Annotated in this window: 16 protein-coding genes; 5 read left to right on the plus strand and 11 right to left on the minus strand. The window is 38.0% G+C overall.

Going from position 1 to position 24,911, the window contains the following annotated elements; genetic code table 11:
• Window positions 1–2: 2 nt before the first annotated feature.
• Window positions 3–3,023, minus strand: coding sequence for a SusC/RagA family TonB-linked outer membrane protein (locus CPT03_RS10385; protein WP_099438790.1), 3,021 nt, complete (start codon window positions 3,021–3,023; stop codon window positions 3–5).
• 206 nt (window positions 3,024–3,229) lie between these two features.
• On the opposite strand from CPT03_RS10385, the gene CPT03_RS10390 reads away from it, so the two are divergent.
• The gene (locus CPT03_RS10390) at window positions 3,230–7,219 is read left to right on the plus strand and encodes a hybrid sensor histidine kinase/response regulator transcription factor (RefSeq protein WP_099438791.1); all 3,990 of its coding nucleotides are present in this window, start codon (window positions 3,230–3,232) and stop codon (window positions 7,217–7,219) included.
• 66 nt (window positions 7,220–7,285) lie between these two features.
• On the opposite strand, the gene CPT03_RS10395 is transcribed toward CPT03_RS10390, so the two are convergent.
• Genes CPT03_RS10395 through CPT03_RS10425 form a run of 7 tightly spaced genes read right to left on the minus strand, consistent with a single transcriptional unit; the run spans window position 7,286 to window position 18,391 of the window.
• Entirely contained in the window at window positions 7,286–8,542 is a 1,257-nt protein-coding gene (locus CPT03_RS10395) for a YeiH family protein (RefSeq protein ID WP_099438792.1), read from the minus strand.
• Window positions 8,543–8,581: 39 nt separating this feature from the next.
• Complete coding sequence (locus CPT03_RS10400; RefSeq protein ID WP_099438793.1) at window positions 8,582–10,015, minus strand: phytoene desaturase family protein; 1,434 nt, start codon at window positions 10,013–10,015, stop codon at window positions 8,582–8,584.
• Between the two features lie 6 nt (window positions 10,016–10,021).
• Window positions 10,022–10,954: a TIGR01777 family oxidoreductase gene (locus CPT03_RS10405; RefSeq protein ID WP_099438794.1), complete on the minus strand. Its 933-nt coding sequence runs from the start codon at window positions 10,952–10,954 to the stop codon at window positions 10,022–10,024.
• A 12-nt stretch (window positions 10,955–10,966) separates the two neighbouring features.
• Complete coding sequence (locus CPT03_RS10410; RefSeq protein WP_099438795.1) at window positions 10,967–12,487, minus strand: DoxX family protein; 1,521 nt, start codon at window positions 12,485–12,487, stop codon at window positions 10,967–10,969.
• Window positions 12,488–12,509: 22 nt separating this feature from the next.
• Window positions 12,510–13,871 carry a hypothetical protein gene (locus CPT03_RS10415; RefSeq protein WP_099438796.1) on the minus strand — a complete coding sequence of 454 codons (1,362 nt, stop codon included), beginning with the start codon at window positions 13,869–13,871 and terminating at the stop codon, window positions 12,510–12,512.
• A gap of 28 nt (window positions 13,872–13,899) precedes the next feature.
• On the minus strand, window positions 13,900–15,225 hold the full coding sequence (locus tag CPT03_RS10420; RefSeq protein WP_099438797.1) for a RagB/SusD family nutrient uptake outer membrane protein: 1,326 nt from the start codon (window positions 15,223–15,225) through the stop codon (window positions 13,900–13,902).
• Window positions 15,226–15,235: 10 nt separating this feature from the next.
• Window positions 15,236–18,391, minus strand: a complete 3,156-nt coding sequence (locus CPT03_RS10425; RefSeq protein ID WP_099438798.1) for a SusC/RagA family TonB-linked outer membrane protein — start codon at window positions 18,389–18,391, stop codon at window positions 15,236–15,238.
• 401 nt (window positions 18,392–18,792) lie between these two features.
• On the opposite strand from CPT03_RS10425, the gene CPT03_RS10430 reads away from it, so the two are divergent.
• Window positions 18,793–19,770 carry a glycoside hydrolase family 43 protein gene (locus CPT03_RS10430; RefSeq protein ID WP_099438799.1) on the plus strand — a complete coding sequence of 326 codons (978 nt, stop codon included), beginning with the start codon at window positions 18,793–18,795 and terminating at the stop codon, window positions 19,768–19,770.
• On the opposite strand, the gene CPT03_RS10435 is transcribed toward CPT03_RS10430, so the two are convergent.
• Complete coding sequence (locus CPT03_RS10435; RefSeq protein ID WP_099438800.1) at window positions 19,757–20,113, minus strand: winged helix-turn-helix transcriptional regulator; 357 nt, start codon at window positions 20,111–20,113, stop codon at window positions 19,757–19,759. The genes CPT03_RS10430 and CPT03_RS10435 overlap by 14 nt on opposite strands.
• 111 nt (window positions 20,114–20,224) lie before the next feature.
• On the opposite strand from CPT03_RS10435, the gene CPT03_RS10440 reads away from it, so the two are divergent.
• The gene (locus CPT03_RS10440; protein WP_099438801.1) at window positions 20,225–20,965 is read left to right on the plus strand and encodes an SDR family NAD(P)-dependent oxidoreductase; all 741 of its coding nucleotides are present in this window, start codon (window positions 20,225–20,227) and stop codon (window positions 20,963–20,965) included.
• A gap of 55 nt (window positions 20,966–21,020) precedes the next feature.
• On the opposite strand, the gene map is transcribed toward CPT03_RS10440, so the two are convergent.
• Window positions 21,021–21,785 (minus strand): type I methionyl aminopeptidase, encoded by a 765-nt coding sequence (gene map, locus CPT03_RS10445; RefSeq protein WP_099438802.1) that lies wholly within the window; start codon window positions 21,783–21,785, stop codon window positions 21,021–21,023.
• 211 nt (window positions 21,786–21,996) lie between these two features.
• On the opposite strand from map, the gene CPT03_RS10450 reads away from it, so the two are divergent.
• Both CPT03_RS10450 and CPT03_RS10455 read left to right on the plus strand, forming a co-directional pair.
• Window positions 21,997–22,308 (plus strand): hypothetical protein, encoded by a 312-nt coding sequence (locus tag CPT03_RS10450; protein WP_099438803.1) that lies wholly within the window; start codon window positions 21,997–21,999, stop codon window positions 22,306–22,308.
• A gap of 112 nt (window positions 22,309–22,420) precedes the next feature.
• A complete protein-coding gene (locus tag CPT03_RS10455; protein WP_099438804.1) occupies window positions 22,421–23,128 on the plus strand; it encodes a hypothetical protein in 708 nt (235 codons plus the stop codon).
• Window positions 23,129–23,278: 150 nt separating this feature from the next.
• On the opposite strand, the gene guaB is transcribed toward CPT03_RS10455, so the two are convergent.
• A complete protein-coding gene (gene guaB / locus CPT03_RS10460) occupies window positions 23,279–24,748 on the minus strand; it encodes an IMP dehydrogenase (RefSeq protein WP_099438805.1) in 1,470 nt (489 codons plus the stop codon).
• Window positions 24,749–24,911: the final 163 nt, after the last annotated feature.

Below are 24,911 nucleotides of genomic sequence, written 5' to 3' on the forward strand. Positions count from 1 at the left end.
AATTAAAATCCGAAGTTTAAACCAAGAGATACTGTTCTCAAATTAGGGAACGCACCATAATCAAATCCTTTTTCAAAGATGCTGGCATTACTAAATTCAGGGTCAAGTCCTGTATATTTGGTAATTGTGATCAGATTTTGTCCTGAAAGTGTTACCCTTGCCGTGCTAAACCCAATTTTCTTAAGTGCATTGGCCGGAATGTTATAAGAAATACCTATATACTTCATGCGGGCAAAACTTCCGTTCTCTAACCAGCGATCAGTGTCACCTCTGGCATTAATTGTGCTTCCGTAAAAAGCACGTGGAATGCTTGTATTCGGATTTTCCGGTGTCCACGGCTGCACGCCTTTGCGATAATTAGAATTGTCAGAAAAATTATCCATTACACTTCTTGGACCGTTAAATACTTTGGCTCCAAAAGACCCGAACCAGTCCATGCTAAATTCAAAACCTTTATAAGAAGCTCCGAAATTTAACCCCAATTCATAATCAGCCCATGGACTTCCTACCACAACTTTATCGTCATTGCTAATCTGACCATCATCATTGTTATCCTTAAAGCGGATATCACCTGGTTTAGCACCAGGTTGGATCACTTGTCCTTTAGAATTTTTGTAATTGTTTACATCGTCCATATTCTGAAACAGGCCATCAGTTTGCAATACGTACCACATTCCAATTGGCTGCCCAACTTCAGTAACCGTGTTACCAACAATCGTTTTGTTCTTCCCATATCCAAGATCGATTACCTTGTTATTAAGCGTAGTTAGATTTGCGGTGATATTATATTTGAATTCTGCTGAATTCTCGGCATAAGTGGCAGTAAACTCAAGCCCTCTGTTTCCAAGTGTAGCACCATTTACAAAAGGACTTCCACCATCGTTTCCTGTTGAAAAAAGAATCGGATACCGAAGCAGGACATCTTTTGTTTTAGAGATAAAATACTCAGCGGTAACGGAAAGCTTATTGTTTAGAAAAGCTGCATCGAACCCATAATTTTGCTGGCTTAGCTTTTCCCATTTCAAATCGGCATTTGCCAACTGTACTTGGGTACCCCCCGATTGAATGGCTTGATTTGGCCCAAAGGGAACTGTAGAAAAAGTATTTATCAGTGCAATAGATTCATAAGCCCCTATATTTCCCGTACCAAGCGTACCATAATTTGCTCTCACCTTTAAGTCGTTTATCCATGGAGATTTAAAAAAGTCTTCCTTACTAATACGCCACGCTGCTGAAACAGAAGGAAAACTATCAAACTTATAACCTTTACCCAACCTTGAAGAGCCATCAGACCTGATGATAGCGTTAAGCAAGTACTTATCAGCATAATTATACTCTAACCTGCCGAAATAGGATATCAAATCTGTACGCCATCTATAGCCACCAGTTTGAGGTTCATTTCCTTGATCTAAGACGTCATAATAATGGCCGGTTGTTGAGTTCTGTAAAATATTACGTTTTGTACCCCACATCATAGCATAATTGTCTTTTTGATAAGACTGTCCTCCTATTACCGTTAGGCTGTGTTTATCAAAATTCTGATTGAATGTCAGTGTGTTTTCTGCAAGAATTGTTGATAATTGACCCCTGTTCTCATTTAGTATTGCAGGATCATAGGCCTGATTGAGTGTCCAGAATCCGTCTTTTTTCAAATAAGTATAGTGGTCCCGGCTGGTTTCATAACCAATACTTCCCCTGTATTTTAATGACTTTAGTAACTGAAGTTCAGTATAGAGATTACCTCTGATTCTTAAATTTTCATTGGTACGGTCCTCCAGATTGGCAATAGCAAGAGGGTTTGTACCAAAAGTACGTGCTTTTGCCTCATCACCATAACCATATCCACCAGGATGACTTGGATCATAAACAGGAATAGTAGGCAACATTCGGAATATATCAACGATAGGGTTACCTGACATCTCATTAACTTTGGCATTACTTATAGCAAGATTTTCACCGATAGTAAAAATCCCCTTAGTCCCTTTTGTGTTAACTCTAAAATTTATCCTGTCAAAATCAGTACTGATTACTGTACCTTTATTACCAAAATATCCCCCAGACACATAGTAACTGGCGTCCTTAGAGCCACCATTAAAACTTAGGTTATAATCCTGAATATTACCTGTTCTGAAAGCAACATCCTGCCAGTCTGTATTGTTAGTAAGGTCCAGTTTTTGCCTTGTAATACCGGCATTATCATAGGCCATAAAATTAATCCTTGAGAATTCTTCAGTCCCAGTAAGATCATAACGAGGCATCGTCTGCACACCGGCTTTACCTGTAAACTCAATCTTCATAGGTCCTTCCGCACCCTTTTTGGTCGTAATAATGATCACCCCATTTCCTGCCCTGGAGCCATAAATAGCAGCTGCAGAAGCATCTTTTAGGATTTGAATGGATTCTATATCTGCAGGATTAAAGTCACGATTAGCTGTAGTAATCAATCCATCGATTACATATAAGGGAGTTGCTCCAGCTATGTCTGACATGTTCTTCAGACCTCTAATCTGTATTTGTGCCTCTGAACCCGGTTGTCCTCCTCCTCTAACCCTGATACCTGTTGCCAACCCTTGTAAAGATTCAGCAACAGTGGTACCTTGTTTCTTACTAACATCTGCCGCTTTGACAACAGAAATGGCACCTGTCAAATCCTTTTTTCTTTGCGTTCCATAACCAACAACAACAACTTCATTTAAATCAGAAGCTGATTCAACTAGGGTCACATTAACAGTAGATCGCCCGTTAACTACTACCTCCTGAGTGGTGTAACCGATATAAGAAAACACAAGAACTGCATTGCCCGCATTAGGTACCGAAATGGTATAAACCCCATTTTGGTTTGTGGTTGCTGATACAGATGTTCCCTTGACAAGTACACCTACTCCTATTAATGGCCCCGACTTGTCTGATACGGTTCCGGTTATGTTGCTCTGGGCAAATACGGCCTGGCAACAGAGAATAAATAATGAACTAAGAATAAAGCAGAGCTTTAACTCTTTGCTAAAGTGTAATTTTTTTTTCATGCTCATTTACAATTTATATTTGGTTGGTTCAATTCATTCCGTAATGGGGCTGAATTGATATGCTAATTGATGAATTAACATTTGATCTTACTGATCAAACGTTGTTCAATTTGTCTCAATTGAGTCTAAAATGGCAGAAATAAGGAATTCAAGTTCCTTTTTGGGGGTTTTCGACCTATCTTTATGATAACCAATATTAAATAGCATTGAACAAGTTTCTATTCATATTATCCATACTCATTGGTACGGTCGTTTCAACATTAGGTCAATCATACACTTTCAGACATTATCAGGTTGAAAACGGCTTATCTTATAATTCTGTGATCTGCAGTTTACAGGATAAAAAAGGCTTTTTATGGTTTGGAACTAAAGATGGTTTAAACAGGTTTGATGGCTATACCTTTAAAATTTTTAGAAATGATCCTGACAATCCAAAAAGTATAGGAAACAATTTTATACACAGCCTTTATGAAGATAAGGACCAGAACATTTGGGTAGGCACATTAATTGGCCTTTACAGGTACAACCCTTTAAATGAAAGTTTTAATCTGATAGAGGTAACTAAAAACAGGGATGTACGGGATATTAAGCTGGATAGTAAAGGAAATATCTGGTACATAGCAGGTTTAACCCTTTGTAAGTATAACGAGAAATCAAAAAAGCTGAAAACATTTGGTGGAAGAATACATTCTGGAGCTACATCATTAAGTATTACTGCCAATGATGAGGTTTGGGTTTCTACAACTGATGGCTTTATCCAAAAGTACAAGGAGACAAAAAATACGTTTGAAAACTATAACGTATTTATTAATTCGAAGCCAACTATTTCTTCGTGGATTGAAAAACTATACGACACTGGAAAAGGTTTCTTTTTTATCGGAACATCAAACCAGGGTATTAAAACATTTGATACCAGTACGCTAACCTATAAGGATATTTTAGCTACCAACCCAGATCAAACACCCATTTACGCCAGAGATTTTATTGCTAAAAGTGATGATGAATATTGGATAGCTACAGAATCGGGCCTGTTTATATACAACCTGAAAACAGGCAAATACAACAATCTGCGTAATAAATTTGATGATCCGTACTCGATTTCGGATAATGCGGTATACACATTGGCCAGAGATAAAGAAGGAGGAATATGGGCCGGGACTTATTTTGGGGGCGTAAATTATTATCCTAACCAATATACTTCTTTCGAAAAGTTTTTTCCTCAGGGTGGCACTAACAGTTTAAGTGGGTATGCTGTGCGGGAGATTTGCAATGATAAAGATGGTAATATATGGATTGGTACTGAAGATGGGGGTTTAAACAAATTAAACCATAAAACAGGTGTTTTTGAGCACTTTAAGCCTACCGGAGCTAAAACAAGTATATCGCATACAAATATACACGCACTGCTTGCTGTAGATAATGAGCTGTGGATTGGAACTTTTGAGCGGGGGCTGGATGTGATGGATATTAATACTTCGAAAGTTTTAAGACATTACAGTGCCGGACAAGCGCCTAATGAATTGAAAAGCAATTTTATTGAAAGTATGCTTAAGACCAGATCTGGTGAGATTTTGGTTGGTACATCGTTTGGTTTGTACCGATATAACCGGACTGGCAATGATTTCACTTTGTTAAATGAGGTACCGGGGAATCTTCATTACTCAAACCTGATTGAGGATGATCATGGAACAATTTGGGCAAGTTCATTACGGGATGGTTTATACTTTTATAACCCTGGCAACAAAACATCGGGTTATTACAGACATGAAGAAAACAACAGGAAAAGTTTAAGTTCTAATGCCGTAAACAGCACGTTTGTAGATGCAAAGGGAGGGCTGTGGGTAGCTACTGAAAATGGATTAAACAGGTTTAATGAAAAGGAAGGAAACTTTAGAAGGTATAACAGTAAAAGCGGTTTTTTAAGCAATGTTTTCTATAAAATACTGGAAGACAGGAAGGGTAACCTTTGGATAAGCACATCGAGAGGGCTTGTATGTTTTGATACGAGCACGAATAGAATAAAATCGTACACTAAGGCTAATGGGCTGCTAAGCGACCAGTTTAATTACAGTTCGGCATTTAAAGACCTTAACGGGAGAATGTATTTTGGAAGTGTAAAAGGGTTGATCAGCTTTTTTCCCGATCAGTTCAGGCAAAATAAATTTGTATCGCCTGTTTACATTACAGGTTTTCAGATTTATAACAAAGAGATTGAAATTAATAAGAAAAACTCTCCTTTAACAAAGTCTATTAATTTTACTGATGAAATTGAGCTGGCCCATGATCAATCGACTTTTAGCATTGACTTTGCTGCATTGGGCTACACCGCGCCTGAAATGACTGAGTATACTTTTAAAATGGAAGGCCTGGACAAAAACTGGACGTACTTAAAAGCTAACAGGAAGGTGTATTTTACTAACTTGTTACCGGGCACTTATACATTTAAGTTAAAAGCTGCTAACAGCAGCGGGATATGGAGCAATAAAATTACGGAGCTAAATATTGTTATAAAACCGCCGCTATGGGCCAGCCCACTGGCATTTTTGTTTTACGCTTTGCTCATTGCTGTAGCTATATACTATGCTATACGCTACTACCACCAGCGCATCAGCAACAAAAATAAACGCAAAATTGAATTGTGGGAATCGAAAAAAGAGAAAGAGCTATACCACGCCAAAATTGAGTTTTTTACTTATGTTACCCACGAGATAAGGACGCCACTTACCTTAATTAAAGGGCCATTGGAGGACGTAATGAAAAAAGCTGAGGAAGTACCTGCTATTACGGATAACCTGGTAATTATGAAGAAGAATACCAACAGGTTAATTGAGCTAACGGATCAACTGCTGGATTTCCGTAAAACCGAGATTAAAGGGTTTAACCTGAACTTTGTAAACATTAATGTAAGCAAGTTGCTTGAAGAAAACTGCCTGAGGTATAAATCTGCAATGGAAAAAAAGGGGCTTGTATTAAATGTTAACTTGCCCGAGGAGCCTCTTTATGCTTATGCTGATCCTGAAGCTTTGAACAAAATACTAAGTAATTTAATTGATAATGCTGTAAAATATGCCGCAGGACAAATCGAGATTGTTTTAACTTCAGATACGGATACTTTTGACATCGAAGTAAAAAGTGATGGGGATCTGATTCCATCTAATATGCATAAAAAGATATTTGAACCATTTTACAGAATGGAAAGTAACAAAGATCAGAGAGGTACCGGAATAGGCCTGCCATTAGCCCGTTCGTTGGCTGAACTGCACGAAGGAACATTAATGCTTAGTACTGATGACGGTATTAGAAATGTATTCTCGCTTACTTTACCAAAACATCATGAAAGGGAGTTTAAAATAAATGATGATCCATTAGATGAGGGACAGGGTGTTAGAGAGGCTAGCACTGAGAACAGGAACATGGAATCGCCAGTTATTTTACTGGTTGAAGACAATATAGAGATTAGGGAGTTTATAGCGGACAAGCTGATTAAGGATTTTCAGGTAATTGAAACTGCCAATGGACAAGAAGCTTTAAATGTTTTAAATGAAAAAAGTATTCATTTAATTATCAGTGACATTATGATGCCGGTGATGGATGGTTATGAATTATGCAAGGCAGTTAAAGATAACCTGGAATATACTCATATCCCGATTATTTTATTGACAGCAAAAAACACACTGCAATCGAAAATTGAAGGTCTGGAAGTTGGTGCCGATGCGTACCTGGAAAAACCGTTTTCTCCTGACCACCTGCTTACCCAGATCTCAAATCTGCTTGCCAGCAGGGATAAGATAAAGAATTACTTTGCAAGTTCGCCTTTGGTACATATTAAGAGCATGGCTTATAATAAGGCTGACGAGGCTTTTCTTGAAAAGTTAAATGAAATTATCAATAAAAACATTGATAATAAGTCGTTGGATGTAGACTTGCTGGCAGATGCGATGAATATGAGCAGGCCAACACTTTACAGAAAGATAAAGGCGATTTCTAATCTCTCGCCTCATGAGCTGATTAATATAACCAGGCTCAAAAAGGCTGCTGAATTGTTGGTTGAAGGAAACTATAAGATATTAAAAATTGCCTCGATGACAGGGTTTAGCTCGCAGGCACAATTTGGAAGATGTTTTGTTAAACAGTTTGGAATGACCCCTTCGGAATATGCCGGTTCAAAGCATTTGGTTAGCACCGAGATGGAATAAAAAAGCCCGCGGATATTAACCGCAGGCTTTTGAATAAACCACTTAAAAGAAAATGATTGCTTTTTCTTATTTAAAAAGTATAAATGCAATGATCAAAGTGATGATGATATTGAAGCCTTGTGCTATTAAAAAAGCATAGAACGGCTTTTTACTATTTTTACCAAACAGATCAGCAAAATTGGTTTCTAAACCAATACTTGTGAATGCAAGTACAAACCAAAGTCCTTGCAAGTTTTTTAGGCTGCCCTTAACCTGAGTATTTACCTCTGGTGTGATGAAGAAAGAAAATAACAGCGAGGCTCCAATAAAGCCTATTACAAATTTTGGAAAACGCTCCCATATCACCTTTAAAGTGGGTCTAGTTTCTTTGTCTTTTCCAGCAGGATGCTGGGTATAAGTCCAGTATATTGAAATAGCAAATGCTGCAATTCCTAATAATACATTTTGAGAAAACTTAACGATGGTACTGATTTTTAAGGCTTCCTCTCCCACTAATGAACCTGATGCTACTACTGCGCCTGTTGTATCAATACTACCTCCTAACCACGCACCTGTAACTGCCTGAGGAAAATGAAAGTATGCAGCAATATAAGGCATAAAGATCATCATGGGGATTGCCGTTATGAGTACCATTGATATCACGTAGGATAGTTTTTTTGAATCGCCTTTAATGGCTCCTGAAGTTGCAATTGCTGCTGATACGCCACAAATAGAAACTGCACTGGAAATCATCATAGTTAATTCATCGTCTATCTTTAATTTTTTACATAACCAAAATGCAAAATACCATACTGACAGCACTACTACCAAAGCTTGAATTAAGCCCAGAGAACCTGCTTTTAATACATCCGAAAAAATTACGCTGGTTCCTAATAATACCAGTCCTATTTTAACAAAAAGCTCAGTAGACAATGATGTTTTAAACCATTCTGGCAGTTTAAAAAAGTTACTGATTGCCAAACCTATGGCCAGGCTAAAAATTACTGCTTCGAGGTTCAATGCTTTAACCTGGCTATTGCCTGCAAGCACAAGCGCTATCATGGTTAAAACGTAAACAGATGGAAAGGTTAGCACTGCACTTTTAACTGATTTACCGGTTAAGAATGCACCAAATGCGGCTACAATAATTACAAAAATAAATTGTAACCCAATATACTCTAGATTAGAAGCTGTTAATACTGATGTTGTAAGATCAGTAATGCTGTTCCAATTAAACACAGGAACGGGCAATAGCAGTCCTGAAAGAGTTAAAATGATTGTTAATGCTCCAAGGATAACTACTACCCAATCTTCATGAATGTTTAGTTTTTTAGTTTCTGACATTTGAATTTAGTTTGATTTGTGTATTGTGTTTGTTTTGTTTTAAATTGTGATAGAGAAAACGTCTTTTAAGGCGCATTTTGCGGCGTGATAACCACACATTCCATGCACACCTCCTCCTGGAGGAGTTGATGAAGAACACAGATATAATCCCTTTGCAGAAGTTCGATAAGGAGAACTCCGTAAGGCAGGTCGCGTAAAAATCTGTCCAAGGTCAATTACACCACCGTTAATATCTCCTCCTATATAATTTGGATTGTAAGCCTCCACCTGTGCGGTATTCATGGTGTGCTTTGCCAATATCCTATCTCTGAAACCGGGAGCAAAGCGCTCTATTTGTTTTTCAATAGTTTCAGTCATATCTGTTACCGATCCATTTGGCACGTGACAATAAGCCCATGCCGTATGCTTTCCTTCCGGAGCCCTCGATGTATCAAATAAACTTTGCTGCGCAAGTAATACAAAAGGTTTGTCGGCATGTTTACCCTGCCAGCTAAGCTTTTCAGATAAGGTAATTTCTTCCAGCGTATTGCCAATATGTACCGTTCCAGCGCGACGTGCTTCTTTTGCAGTAAAGGGAATCGCTTCATCCAAAGCCCAATCAACTTTAAAAACGCCCATTCCGTAGCGATATCTTTCCAATTGCCATTTATAAATGGAAGAAAACTTATGACCAGCTATTTGCAACAATTGCTTTGGTGTTACATCAAATAATACCGTTCGGGAAGAAGGCAATTCATCTAAAGATTTTATATAACGTCCCGTTTCAATTTTACCTCCTAACGCAATAAAATAAGATGACAATGCATTTGCAATTTCTTTAGATCCACCCACAGGAATAGGCCATCCTTTTAGATGTGCCGCAGCCATTAATACCAATCCTATTGCCGATGTGGTTAAGTTAGACAGCGGTTGAATAGAGTGTGCAGCCATTCCGGCCCATAATCCTCTTGCGGCCTTGGTTTTAAATCTTTTAGCTAAGAAAGTTGCCGATGTAAGTGCATTTAATCCAAATTTAGCCATAGCAATGGGGTGTTTAGGAAAATGCAAAGGACCAAGAACATCGGCTGCTATATCTGGCCAGTCTTTAACAAGCGGCTTTAATAATTTAAGATAGGCTTGTTCATCGTCGCCAAGCAATCTTGCAGTTTCTTCTATAGAACTTCCCAGGACAGCCGCCGTACCGTCATCAAATGGATGAGCAGCAGCAAGATCTGGAAATGTATAAAACAATCCATAATCCTGAAGCGGAAGTGTATTAAAAAATGGCGAGCCAATAGCTAGAGGATGAATAGCCGAACAAACATCATGTACAAAGCCGGGTAAGGTTAGCTCCGCAGATCTTAATCCGCCACCAATCTCGTTCTTTCCTTCTATAATCAATACTGATAGGCCTTCCTGTTGCAATGCTATGGCAGCTGCTAAACCATTTGGTCCTGAACCAACCACAACCGCATCAAAATCTGGTTTTCCCACTATAATTTATTTCTTACTTAATGATAATTTATTTTCGTTTAACAATGTTCCTACTGCATCGTGAAGGTAGGGATATTTGAATTTAAATCCATTCTTTTGTAAAACTGACGAGATCACTCTTCTTCCGGAAAGGACAAGTTCTGCCTCTGTACCTATGAAAACTGCACCTATTTTTATAAATATGGCAGGATTTGGCAACCCAAAGGGAATGTAAATAGATTGCCTTATTGTTTTCATAAATTCCTTATTAGTTACCGGAAAAGGGCTGGCTGCATGAACAATCCCTTTAATCTCAGCATCTAAGATGGCATATCTTATCAGATCTGTAAAATCTTGTTCATGTATCCAGGTCATATATTGAGTACCCGTACCTATTTTACCTCCCAGGCCAAACTTAGCCATATTAAGGAAGGGTTTCAAAATACCACCATTTTGTTGCAAAACCATCCCTATTCTTAAAAACACTTTTCGCGTTTTCGGAGTATCATATCTAGCAAAAGCTTTCTCCCAGGCCTTACAAACTTCCGGAGAAAAACCACTTCCTGTAGGTGAATCTTCAACTTTCACTTCATCACCAGAATTCCCAAAAATAGCTGCAGATCCTGCATTAACCCATACTTCAGGCGGTTTATTCAATTCTCCTATTGCCTTTCCAATAACCAATGCAGCATCTACTCGTGAGTTAATGATTTCCTGTTTATTAGCATTTGTGTAACGGCAGTTTACAGATCTCCCTACCAGATTAATTATAGCCTTGCTACCTTCCAGTTCCTTAGTCCAATTCCCTATGTTTTTGGCATCCCAAAGTACATATCTGATATTCTGTTCATTCTTCCTTATCGTTCTGGTCAGTACCACAATTTCATAATCAGGAAAAGCTTTTATTATTGCAGATCCTAAAAAACCTGTTCCTCCGGCTATAATTATTTTATTACTCATTAAATTTAAGGTTTAATATTCCTTTACTGAACTATATCGGCCTTCAACCAAAGGATACTTTTTATCAGATCTGTCTAAGACTACATAAATAGAATCTCTAAATTCATTAATTCCGTTAAGAATAATTCTATTTGCCGTGGGCCTGCTGTAGTGCAACACTTGCGTTTCTTCTTTATGATTCTTGTTTTTGTTCTGCAAATAAAGGATATGGTTTACTGTATCTGCTTTATAGAAAAAGTACCTGCGTTCACCGGCCATACCACCAACCTCCCATCTGGTCACCCCCAGGTCACGGTTTTTCTTTAGCTTGTCTAACTGATCAGAATCTTGAGTATTTACCTGATTAAGTCTATTATTCTTTTTATCATTCTTTACACGGAGCGGAGAATAACCAATCATGCGGTCGGCAATGGCCCCACGATTGGTTTTATAGCTTAATGACGACCAACCTTCGAATGTTGCATCTTGCCATCGTATGGAGTCTTGAGGGGTATAAGGAACTACCTTGTTATTTAACCTGTATTCTGTTACGTTATAATAGCCTTTTGCTCCCGCTAATCCGGGAGTACTCGGGATGTTATAATTGTTTCCGTTAAAAAAACCATATGCCCACAAACCAGCCGCAACCGGAACAAACAAGAAATTAAAAGTCCATTTTACACCTGCAGCGAGATTGCGCTGCCATTTTTCGGAGATAACCGGCTGATAACGGTAAGGTAAGATGTCTTTTTCATTTACCAGCAGATTCCAGATTTTAGGCAAATCGTACCAAACTATAAATATACCAATAATGGCAAAATAAGCCGCAGGAACTGCTACACCAGCATCATAAGCATGGTTGGCAATACAGATGTTAAAAGTTACCACAGCCGCTAGTGCCGCTCCCAAAGGAGAAGTTTTTCTATTTAACAACAACAGTCCAGGAAGGATTTCGGCGAATCCAAGAAATACAGTATACCAGAAAGAAACGCCAACGTGCGACCAATATAACTTCTTCTCCGCCATATCTATAAATGACGTATTTAGCATCCCAACTGTAGGGAAAACCATTTGCATCGGAAAAGCTTTCTTTAATCCCCATCCAATCATTCCATATGCCAGGCGATAACGGGCAAGTACTCTGATCCAATAATAAAGCTTACTATATTCTGTGGATTTCTTATCAAAAGCTGTCCAGATCAATCCTCCAACAATAGATCCTGCAAATAGCAGAATCAAATTAATATAATTTAATAACCCAAACACCCCTTCTTCTGATTCTATGGTTACAATCTGTGGGGGCCAGAACGCTACTATGGCTTGAAAATCATGATAAGTGATCTTCGAAAACTTTAAAGCGAAAAGCTCTTCATAAAACTTTGGATAAGTGGGAATACACAAAAAAAGCATATACAAAAAGCCTATCCGAAATGCTATTTTCTGATAGTTCTTCCATTTGCCGGTTTTAGGCGATTCTTTAACTACTTCCTGCTCTTGTTTGTCTGCTGCTGCTGTTTCTGCAGGAGCATCCAGGTTTATCTCTAATGTGGACATTTTAATTTCTTTTAAGTGACAACTAGATTTTTACAGGTTTACGGCGACCCTCGAACATCATATACTTCTTATTTATTTTGGCAAGAACCACATGTATCGAATCTCTGTTTTCGTTAATACCCGACAGTACTATTGTGGAATCATTTGGCCGCTCATACTTGAGATGAAGCTTTTCATTCCGTTGATTTTTATTCTTATTCTGCAATGAAAGCGTATGGTTTACAGTATCGGCATCATAGTAGAAATAGTGGCGACCGGCATATCCTGCCAGTTCATAGTTTCTATCAATATCTTTTTCATGAACTTCTTCGCCACTCGACAAGTCTATCTTAACGGGGCGATTCACTTTAATGGTTAGTGTCGACCATTTTTCGAAAACCACATCCTGCCATCTGTTCGGATCAGTTTTGGAGTATGGTATAGTATCTTTATTTAATACAAACTCCTTTACATTATAATACCCAAATGCTTTACTTAAACCTGGTGTATGAGGTATTTTATATGGATCATTTGTGTAATTATCATAAGCCTTATATGCAAAGAGTACAACAAAGGCCAGAAATGCTATTTTTAATCCTTTCCGCGCATTTCTTAAACGACTATCCGTAAATTTTGGAATAAATTTATTGGCATAAGCCGGTGTTTCTTTAATAAGCAGATCATATAATCTGGGGATGTCGTATGCAAATAAGAAAGTTGCTAAGAGCACAATAAAAGTACTTAGCGCCTGCTCACCTATATCATAAAATCCATTTGCTACCGCTACATTCCCTAAAAAACCGAATATTAGTCCTACTCCAAACGTGACGGTTTTCCGGTTAAAAAGCAGGAAAGCTGCAAGTATTTCAACAAAACCTAAAAAAGATTCGTACTTAGGTGCTATGCCTACTGTTTGGAAATAGATTTTCCAGGCAAAATAATCTCCATAATTAGTCAGCAGATTACTTAACGAAGGATATGGCATCTGCAACGGAAAAAATTTAATAAAGCCATAAGTAACCAGTACGAACGCAAGGCGATATCTCACCAATACCCTTAACCAGTAATATAACTTTGTATATTCCTTTCTTTGGGCATCTGCTTTACCCCAAATGACAGCACCTATGGCTGCAATAACGATAAATACTACCCAGTTTGCAAAACCTCCAATACCCCATTCGGCAATTTGATTATCAGAAAAAAACTGAGGTTGGTACTTAGTTAACTTAAACAGATCGTGAAAATGGAGGTGAAGCCAATTGATAGAAAACAACTGTTTATAGAATTTCCAGTCAATTGGGATAATTTGTATTACAAGGAAGATAAAGAAGAACCGGAACAAATTCTTTTCCCAGGGTTTCCACTCCCGTGATTCATTGTTTGTGTTGGTTGTTATTTTGCTCATAACAAATATATTTTAATGATGTTAAAATTTAATTTCTGCCGTAACCAGGGTTCTGAACTAGTGATGGATCAGCAATGATCTCCCCTGCAGGTATTGGAAAAATGTATTTATTAGGATCGTTCAGGTTCAGGACTGCAGGGGCTCTGCCGGTCCTTACCAAATCGAACCACCTGAAAGGTTCCAGGGAAAACTCTACGCGCCTCTCATTTTCGATAGCTAACAATACTTCATCCTTATTCAGACTTGTGCTTATTTCAGGTACGCTCGACCTAACCCTTACCGCATTTATATCTGCAATTGCACCGCTTAAATCAGGTACTGTTTTAAGTACACGTGCTTCGGCCCTGTTAAGAAATAACTCGGCCGTTCTTATAATGTACCCTGCAGAAGTGTTTGTTGGATAAATACCACCTATAAATTGTCCGGCAGCATTTTTTACTGAAAGTATTTTACGATCGCCTCCAACAGCAGGATCATTCAAAAGATTGTGGATTACAGCTTTTGGTTCAAGTGCTCTGTTACTGGTGTTCCACTGAGAATAAGCAGCATTAACATCATTAACACTGTAAGAGAGTTCTAATACAGATTCTGAGGTTCCGGCAGCAAGATTAAAAGGCTTAATCAATTTATAACCGGGATTTGCCAATACAGTATTGATATCACCCTCTGCTTCTGCATATTTTTTCTGGTATAGATAAAGCCTGGCCCGTAATGCAATAGCGGTGAATTTAGTTGCTCTATTCCTTACAATGGTAGATGGCAATAAAGTCTCAGCCTTGTTCAAATCATCTAGTACCTGATTAAATACTTCTGCTTGGGTACTTTGCTTTACCCCTAGTTTATCAGCCACTATTGTAGTGGGTTTTAAAAAAATCTGCACATTTCCAAATACCCGGGCAAGATCAAAGTAAGATAAAGCCCTGATGGTGTAAGCTTCTCCTAATAGTTGATTTTTAAGATCATTACTAAGCTTATTATCAGTTACCAGAGGTACCTTTTCAATGATGTGGTTTGCGCGATTGATGGTATTGTAAAAATTACCCCAATAGGTAGATAAAAAAGCAATGTCGGACCGAAGGTCATAATTGATTACATTCAAGTCTGTTTGTGCATTGTTTAGTGATTTAATGTCTCCGCCCGATTGAAGTATTGTATTCTGGAAACCACTTCCATAATTAAGGCTTGCCAATCCACGATAGGCTCCTCTTACAGCAGCTTCGGCTGATGATCTGTCATAAATTGTGGTTTCATCAGGTATGGTGTCGTATGGTGAAACTTCTAAATATTTTTTGCAAGAAAACAGAGATGAACTGATCAGCAATAAAAATAGGAGTGTTTTATTTTTAGTATTCATGATGCTAGTATTAAAATGAAATGTTGGCGCCAAATTGAATTCCTCTTGGCTGTGGTGGCGTGGCTGTATCAAGACCGTCAAGATTCTGACCTGCGCTGCCTGAACTTTCCGGATCGGCACCTGTGTATTTTGTTTTAAGCCAAAGATTAGTTCCTAAAACATATAGTCTTACTTTGCCCAATCTTACCTTAGAGGTTACCGATGCTGGCAAAGTATAACCCAAAGAGGCTGCTTTAAGTCTGATGAAAGATCCATCTTCAAGGTACCTGCTATTCTGTTCAATATTATAGTTATTACCTACACTAGTAACACGGGGTGTATTGGTAATATCTCCTTCTTTTTGCCATCTGTTCAGTTGGCTCTTTAAAATTGATCTGGAAGCATCTCTTGTTCCTCCCCCTTCTAAAATGTACTTGTTAAAATTGAATACTTTATTACCATATTGATAGGTAAACAATATATTCAGATCAAATCCTTTGTAGCTGATATTATTAGAAAGCCCCCCAAAGAAATCAGGAATGAGGTTACCCATCAGTTGACGATCTGCTGTAGTTACAGTAGTTCCCGTGGTTCCATCGGCATGTTGAAATATAGCGTCTCCGGTTGTAGGGTCAACATATAGCTGTTTGTATAACCAGAAACTACCTAAAGCAGCTCCCTCTTGTGTTCTTCTATATTCTCTTGCTTCAAATGTAATGGGGCTAACCAGTTTCTCTGCGCGGTTTACATTTCTTGAAATGTTAAAATTTGCTGACCATTCAAAATCCTTAGATTTTATAATTGTCCCGGTTATTGCCAACTCAATTCCTTTATTACTTACTTCGCCGGCATTAGCTAATGTACTTGAATACCCTGTTGATTGCGGTACAGGCAAATAAAGTAATGCATCAGTAGTGTATTTGTAGTATGCATCAAGATTCAGGAATAACCTATCTTTAAATAACCCCAAATCAATTCCTGCATTATAGGTGGTTGTCTTTTCCCATTTCAAATCAGGGTTTTTTAATTGGGCTGGTGCTACACCAGGTTTAGGTCCGCTTGTCAGGTTATCAGGATACGCCGCCGAGCCAGACCATAAACCCAATGCGGCATAGTCATTAATACCATTTTGATTTCCGGCAGAACCGGCACTTAATCTAAGTTTGAATTCGGATATTGTTTCTGAATTTTGAAGAAAGGCTTCTTGTTTGATTCGCCACGAAGCACCTATTCCAGGGAAAAAGCCCCATCGATTATTTGCTCCAAATTTAGAGGAACCATCAGCCCTGATAACACCCTCTAGAAAGTACTTGTTATCAAGACTATAGTTCAATCTGCCAAAAAATGAAGCAAGTGTAGACTTTGATCTTCTTTGATCAGCCGTTCTTACAGATGCGGCGGAGATTTGCTGAAAAAAATTGTTTGGAAAACCCTGTCCAACTTCCTGAGCTACCTTTACATCAGTACTTTGAATACTATTTCCAATTAAAGCAGTAATATTTTGTCTTGAATTAATAGTTTTTACATAAGACAGTGTTTGTTCATTCTGAATAATTGTACTTGTTGTAAATACCTCTTTTCTATAACCTAGTGGATTGGGACTACCACCAATGATAGTTTGATCGTTAAAGAACTCACGTTCATTATAATTATCATAATCCAATCCAATAGAAGATTTAAACTTAAGACCAGGTAAAATATTTACTTCAATAAATTGATTACCTATGTACCTGATACTAGTGGTTGAGATATTTGTGACATCTGTATTAACCAGATTATCAATATTCTCATAAATTGAACCTCGGGCCGGGGTTCCGTCTGCATTATATAAGGGCAAATAAGTTGGATGATGCAATGCAGCAAGTAAATGTCCGGCCTGCTGCCCTGCCCCGCCTCTAACTTGCTGTCTGAATGTTCTATAAACACCGTTACTTGAACTGAGGGTTACTTTTTCATTTAACTTACTATCAAGATTTAGCTTAAAACTTCCCCGCTGGAAATCAGATGGCTTTAATATTCCTTCCTGATCAGTATAACCAGCTCCAATATTGTAACGAATCTTATCACTTCCACCTTGAATACTCAGATCATAGTTTTTAACCTGGGCCGTTCTAAAAACTCTGCTTAGCCGATCATAAGTTTGCTGGTCTTCCGGATTCCCTCTTCCTGGTACACCGTTAATAATATCAGTTACTGGCCTGAACGGGCGATTCTCGTAAGTTTGATTTAAACTAGGTTTGTCTTTTCCAGAGTTTATCCATTGTTCATTAACCAGTAAGGCATGCTCTGGACCAGTTGTTAATTCCCACAGTCTATCAGGATCAGCCTTTTGCCAGCCGTGTGATATCTCTAAATGATATTTTGTTTTACCTAAAAAGTACTCCCCTCTTTTAGTGGTTACGAGAATAACACCATTAGCCCCCCGAGAACCATAAATGGCGATAGCACTTGCATCTTTCAAAACTTCGATACTCTCTATATCCGCAGGATTTATATCTGCAAGTGGCGAAGTTTTTTTTCCTCCCAGGTCAAGTGTTGATAAGGAGTTGTTGTTTACAAATACTCCGTCAATAACATATAATGGTTCATTACTTGCATTAATAGAAGCAGTACCCCTCACTTGTACTTTTACCCCCTCGCCCGGGGAACCTGAATAAGTTCCAACCTGAACACCTGCCGCCCTACCTTGTAATTGTGCATCGAAACTGGCAACAGGAATTTGTTTAGTTTCGGCTGCGTTTACCTTAACAATTGAGCCTACAACACTTTTACGTGTTTGGGCTCCATAGCCAACAACAACTACATCGTTTAGCTGACTTGCACTCTCCTTTAACTCAACGAGAATGGGACTTCCATTAGCTATTACCTCTTTTTTTTCGTAACCTACATAAGTAATTTCCAAAGTATAAGGAAATTTTTGACCGGTAACAAAATCGAACTTTCCGTTTTTATCTGTTTGCACAACATGGGTTGTTCCTGTAATATGAATGCTTACACCTGGAATTCCAAGTTTTGATACAGCATCTACAACCTGGCCTTTAAGTGTGGAATTAATTAGGGGTTGAGTTTGTGAGAAGGAAATGAGTGGTAATAAGAACATTACCACAATACCGCTGTTCAATAGCAGTGATTTTTTTAACAAGGAATAAGCATTGTACAAATGCCTACCCTTTTTAAAATTTTGCATAACTTTAAAAAGTTTTAATTAATAAAATTCTATTGGTTGAAACGAGTTGGCATTTCAGTAAGTGATTGGCGTTGCGTACTGAGTGCCTTGATAAAGGCAGGATTCCAATCCTGTCTTTATTATTGATTTATGGCGTGAAATGCTATTGCATGAAACAGCAACAACAGTGAGAAGAAATTCTCGATTGGTTTAGACTGCAGAGCGCATTTTCTTTTTTAATTAGTAAAGATTTTTCCATTGTTTGGTTTGTGTTTCTTATCAATTCAAGACAAATGTAATCGCATTTTTCTTAAAAACAAATAAAATCTATAGATTTAGTAGTGTATTAGCAAAAAAGGATATAAAATGATACCTTAGGCTTTAATTAAGTTTAAACCAATTACACTACCAAACACATTAAAATGAAGAAGTACCAACTTTTGCTATGCCTTTCATTCTTAGCTCTTTCCTTATCCGCTCAAAAAAAGACAAAAGAAACTTCCGGTAATCCGATATTTCCGGGATGGTACGCAGATCCTGAAGGAGCAATATTCGGTAAAGAATACTGGGTGTACCCTACCTACTCTGCTAAATATGAAGAGCAGACATTTATGGATGCTTATAGTTCCAAAGATCTTATTACCTGGAAAAAACATTCGCACATTCTTGACACAAGCAATGTTAAATGGGCAAAAAAAGCTGTATGGGCACCATCAATAATTAAAAAAGAGAATAAATACTATCTATTTTTTGGTGCTAACGACATCCAAAATAATAATGAAACAGGTGGTATAGGCGTTGCTGTTTCTAATAAACCAAACGGACCTTTTAAAGACCTTATTGGAAAACCGCTGATCGATAAATTTCATAATGGTGCACAACCAATTGATCAATATGTTTTTAAGGATAAAGACGGGCAACACTATTTATTTTATGGTGGCTGGTCTCATTGTAATGTTGTGAAATTAAGCGATGACTTTAAGAGTATTGTTCCGTTCCCGGATGGAACAACTTATAAAGAAGTAACGCCTAAGGGATATGTTGAAGGACCTTTTATGTTTATCAAAGATGGCAAATACTATTTCATGTGGTCTGAGGGTGGGTGGACTGGACCTGATTATTCAGTAGCCTATGCAATTGCAGATTCACCCTTAGGTCCATTTAAGCGTATAGATAAAATATTAAAGCAAGACGCATCAATCGCTACTGGTGCTGGTCATCACTCGGTAATCAAGAATCCAAAAACTGGCGATTATTACATCATATACCATCGTCGTCCATTAGGAGAAACCAATGGTAATCATAGGGTTACTTGCATAGACAAATTGGAATTTGATGAAAATGGGTTAATTAAACCCGTAAAAATTACTTTCGAGGGCGTAGGTGCTAACCGCCTGTAGGTCGGTTAGTTTCACCCCAATCTGATAATAACCGGAGAACTGGTTCTAGTTTCAACCCTAATTCCGTAAGCTTATATTCTACCCTGGGAGGAACCTCAGGGTAGATTATTCTATTTACCAAACCATCATTTTCCAGTTCCCTAAGCTGTAAAATCAAAATTCGCTCAGAAATATTAGGCATTGATTTACGAAGTTTGCTATACCTCAAGCTTCCATTATTTAACAAACGCCATAATATTGTAGGCTTCCACCGGCCACCAATTAAATCTAAAGTATAAGCCATACCACAACTGGCATTTATTTGCACCTCGTTTTCAAGATTTGTAGAGTTTTCTTTTCTCATTACTTACATTTATGTTAGTACTATACAATTTTATCAGTACATACAATTATAAAAGTACAAATATACCTTTGTAATAAGTATTTAAACTAATATTTATTACAGAAAACAGATATGGAACATTTGAAAAACAAAGTAGCGGTAGTAACCGGCGGGAGTCGCGGTATAGGAGCAGCAATTGTTAAAAGACTTGCGCATGAAGGCGCAACAGTGGCTTTCACTTACGTAAATGGGCAAGAAAAAGCGAACACCTTAGTAAGTGAACTAACAGAAAGGGGCTCAAAAGTTTTGGCAATTAAAGCCGATAACGCTATTGAAGGAGAAATTACAGCTGCAATACAAAAGGCGATTACAACTTTTGGAAAATTAGATATACTGGTTAACAGTGCCGGAGTTTATATTGGAAAACCATTTGAGGAGCATACATTGGCTGATTATGATATAACAATGTCTGTAAATGTTAAAGCGGTAGTGGAGGCTTGCCTAATGGCCGCAAAGAAGATGGAAAACTCTGGCAGGATCATAACTATAGGTAGCAATATGGCTGATAAGGTGCCTGCGGCTCAGGGAACATTGTATGCAATGAGCAAATCTGCTCTAAGTGGACTCACTAAAGGTTTATCGCGTGATTTGGGACCGAGAGAAATTACTGTTAATCTGGTACAACCTGGCCCTATTAATACTGATATGAACCCAGAGACTTCCGAACATGCAGACTTTCAACGAAGCTTAATGGCAATTAAAAAATATGGCAAGCCGGAACATATAGCTGATGTTGTGGCTTATTTGGCAAATCCAAATAGTGGGTATACCACAGGTTCAATAATTACAATTGATGCAGGAACTACCAGTTAATTGTAATATTTAATACAGCATACAGCGCAATTTAAATTGCGCTGTATGCTGTATTCTATTCCCAAATGTTGTTTACTGCAGTAAGGATGACCGGTTTGCCATCAGTAACCATTATAGTATGTTCGTGTTGAGCTACGTAACCACCTTTGTTGCCCACTAATGTCCACCCATCCTTCTCCTGATCAGCATAAGTTGAAGCAGTGGCGATAAAGGTTTCAATAGCCACTATAGAATTCTTTCTGAAGCGGGTGGTATTAAATCTATCGTAGCAGTTCAGGATTTCATGTGGCTCTTCATGTAAACTTCTGCCTACACCATGTCCGGCAAGGTTTTTAATTACTTTATATCCTGATTTACGGGCTTCTGTTTCAATCAATTTACCAATATCTGCAATCTTTACTCCTCCTTTTATCTGATTTATGGCTTTACGTAATATTTGTTTTGAGGCATCTACAAGTGGTTGAAGTTCGTTGATATCTTTTCCTAGTATAAAAGAACCACCATTATCTGCCCAAAAACCATTTAATTCTGCAGACACATCAATATTAATGAGATCGCCCTCTTTAAAAATTTTATCTTCGGTAGGAAGACCATGAGCAATCTCATTGTTCACACTTATACATGTCCACCCAGGAAAGTTATAGGTTAGTCTTGGTGCTGACTTTGCTCCGAGGGAACTTAACATTGCTCCTCCAAAATCGTCCAATTCTTTAGCTGTCATACCTGGAGTAGCGTGTGCTCTCATTTGTTTAAGAGTTTCTGCTACAGCTTTGCTGATCTCCTGCATTCCTAAAAGTTCTTCACTCGATGTAATTGACATGGCTTTTTTTATGCAAAGATAAAAATTTTACGGTTTACCTGCTTCCTTGTTCAACAAACTGTAGAGGAACTCCACAGCTTTACATTGGCTACAAATAAATAAACAACTGAAAATCAGATCGGTGCCAAAAAACAACTACTTAGGCACTATTATGTAGCATAGTCTAAACATAATTAACAAGAATATTAATTGACAATTTAAAATAAGTATTATGAAAAAGATCATTTTATCAGCAGCATTTTTAGCAGTAGCAGGATTAACAACAGTAAAAGCAAACGACATTAAAAACCCAGTAGAAGTTGCTGTAAGACAAGATAGTACTACAAAAACTCCAGTTGAGTTAAAAGACCTGCCAGAGCCGGTTCAAAAAACTTTACAGGCAGAACCTGCAAAAGAATGGACTCCAACTGCAGCATTTCTTGTAACTAATGCAGACAAGTCTGAGTACTACTTGATTAATGTTAAAAAAGGAGAAGAAACAGGATCTCTTAAGATCGATAAAGACGGTAAAGTGGTTCAATAAATCACGATACACATATAGCTAATACCCACAAAAGCCGGAGGATTCCGGCTTTTGTGCTTTTAATTAAGTTAATGATTAGAATAAATTACGATATTTTATCGTTGTATAGCATATGAAAATAGGACTAATTACGCTTTTATTATTTTGTGGCACCGCTACATTTGCCCAGTCTTTCAAGTATCCTATACTTAACCCACAAGGAAAAACCATAAAATCGCTTATCCCGGCGCAATGGAAAGTAATAGATTCTGTTTACGGAGATCTGAACAATGATAAAGTTGAAGATCTGGCTTTAATATATGAGTTTTATGCCGCCGTTAAAGAAAACAGAGCATATGGTGATAACACAACTGAACTTATTACTGAGATACAGAGGCCAAGAATACTGGCAGTCTATTTTAAATCTGGCAGAAGCTACAAACTGGTTACGCAAAACAACAATTTTATTTTAAGATCAGAAGAGGGCGGCTCAATGGGCGACCCGTTGCGTCCACTGGCTATAACAGACAATGTGCTTAACCTGGCCTTTGAAGGAGGAGCAAATTGGAGATGGAAACTTAATTACAGTTTTAAATACCAGGATAAAGACTGGCAGCTAACCAAGGCAAGTAATTACTCTTATCATAGCGGATCTGGCGATATGAATAGTAAAAGGTATGATTTTGTAAACAAGAAACGCATTATTACTATTGGTAAAATCAATAATAAGGATTCAGGAAATGAGATTATTGAACAGAATTTAACATTTAAAACGCTGCGTACTTTTTCGAGCTTTAAAAAACCCTGGACCTGGGAATTGGGCCCAGATGAGTTTCTATAACTCCTACCACATATCAGACTGAACTTAGACTCAAATCAGACTCAGCTCAGACTCTGTTAGACTCTAGTAAAGTTAAGTCTGTTTTAACGCAAAAAAGGGCCTGAATCAGTGGTGATTCAGGCCCTTTTTTGAATTATTTAATCCAAATTATTAACGTGAATAATTTGGAGCTTCTTTAGTGATTGAAATATCATGGGGATGACTCTCTCTCATTCCGGCAGCTGTAATGCGTACAAATTTAGCTTTCTGTAAATCTTCAATAGTTGCAGCACCACAATAGTGCATACCTGCTCTTAAGCCTCCTACATATTGATAAATCACTTCGGCCAATGTTCCTTTATAAGGTACACGACCTACAATGCCTTCTGGTACCAATTTGGTAACTACATCTTCCTCATCCTGGAAATAACGGTCTTTTGATCCTTGTTGCATTGCTTCAACAGATCCCATTCCTCTGTATGATTTGAACTTACGTCCTTCGTAAATAATGGTTTCTCCTGGTGACTCCTCTACTCCTGCGAATAAAGATCCTGCCATAATTGAACTAGCTCCGGCTGCTATAGCTTTAACAATATCTCCTGTTTGTTTGATACCACCGTCAGCAATTACAGGAATTCCTGTACCAATTAATGCCTGAGCACATTCAAATACTGCATATAGCTGAGGCACACCTACACCAGCTATAATTCTGGTAGTACAGATAGAACCCGGACCAATACCAACTTTTACAGCATCAGCTCCGGCAGCTGCCAATGCCCTTGCAGCATCTGCTGTAGCAATATTACCAGCAATAACCTGTAAGTCAGGAAACTTAGCTTTAATGGCTTTAACCATATCGATAACTCCTTTAGAGTGGCCGTGTGCAGTATCAACTGTAACTACATCAACTCCAGCTTGTACCAATGCAGCTACACGATCAATGTTATCAGCTGCTACACCTACTGCAGCACCTACGCGTAATCTGCCATGTTCGTCTTTACAGGCTTTAGGATAATTTTTATATTTCTGGATATCCTTGAATGTAATTAACCCAGCCAATTTACCTTCACTATCAATTACAGGAAGTTTTTCAATTTTATAATCTTGTAAAATTTCTTCCGCCTGTAAAAGTGTTGTACCCTCAGCAGCAGTGATTAGATTTTCACTGGTCATCACTTCAGAAACTTTACGTTGCATATCTTTTTGGAAGCGTAAATCTCTATTGGTAATTATACCAACCAATTTTCGATCTGAATCTATAACAGGAATTCCGCCTATTTTAAATTCCTTCATGATCTGAAAAGCATCAGCAACTTTAGCATCTTTGCTTAGAGTAACAGGATCCTGGATCATTCCACTTTCTGAGCGTTTTACTTTTCTTACTTCTTCTGCCTGACGCTCAATGCTCATGTTTTTATGTAGCATTCCGATACCTCCTGCCTGGGCAATGGCAATAGCCAAACCAGATTCAGTTACAGTATCCATTGCTGCAGAAACTACGGGAACATTAATGCGTATTTTTTTTGTAAGGAAACTGCCTGTATCCACGTCACGGGGCAGAACTTCAGAATAAGCAGGCACTAATAATACGTCATCGTATGTTAGTCCTTCGGCGATAAATTTATTGGGATCGAGTTGCATAGCAAATAATTTATGAGTTACTATTTGCCGGGCAAAAGTACGATTATTATTGATATTACGCAAGAGTTTAGCAAATATTGGCCATTGGCATTAAAAGTTTACAATTAAATTAAATAGTGAAAAGGAATAATATTGAACAGTTGTTTTAGTTTAATAACAAATT

The organism is Pedobacter ginsengisoli, assembly GCF_002736205.1.
Lineage (GTDB): Bacteria > Bacteroidota > Bacteroidia > Sphingobacteriales > Sphingobacteriaceae > Pedobacter > Pedobacter ginsengisoli_A.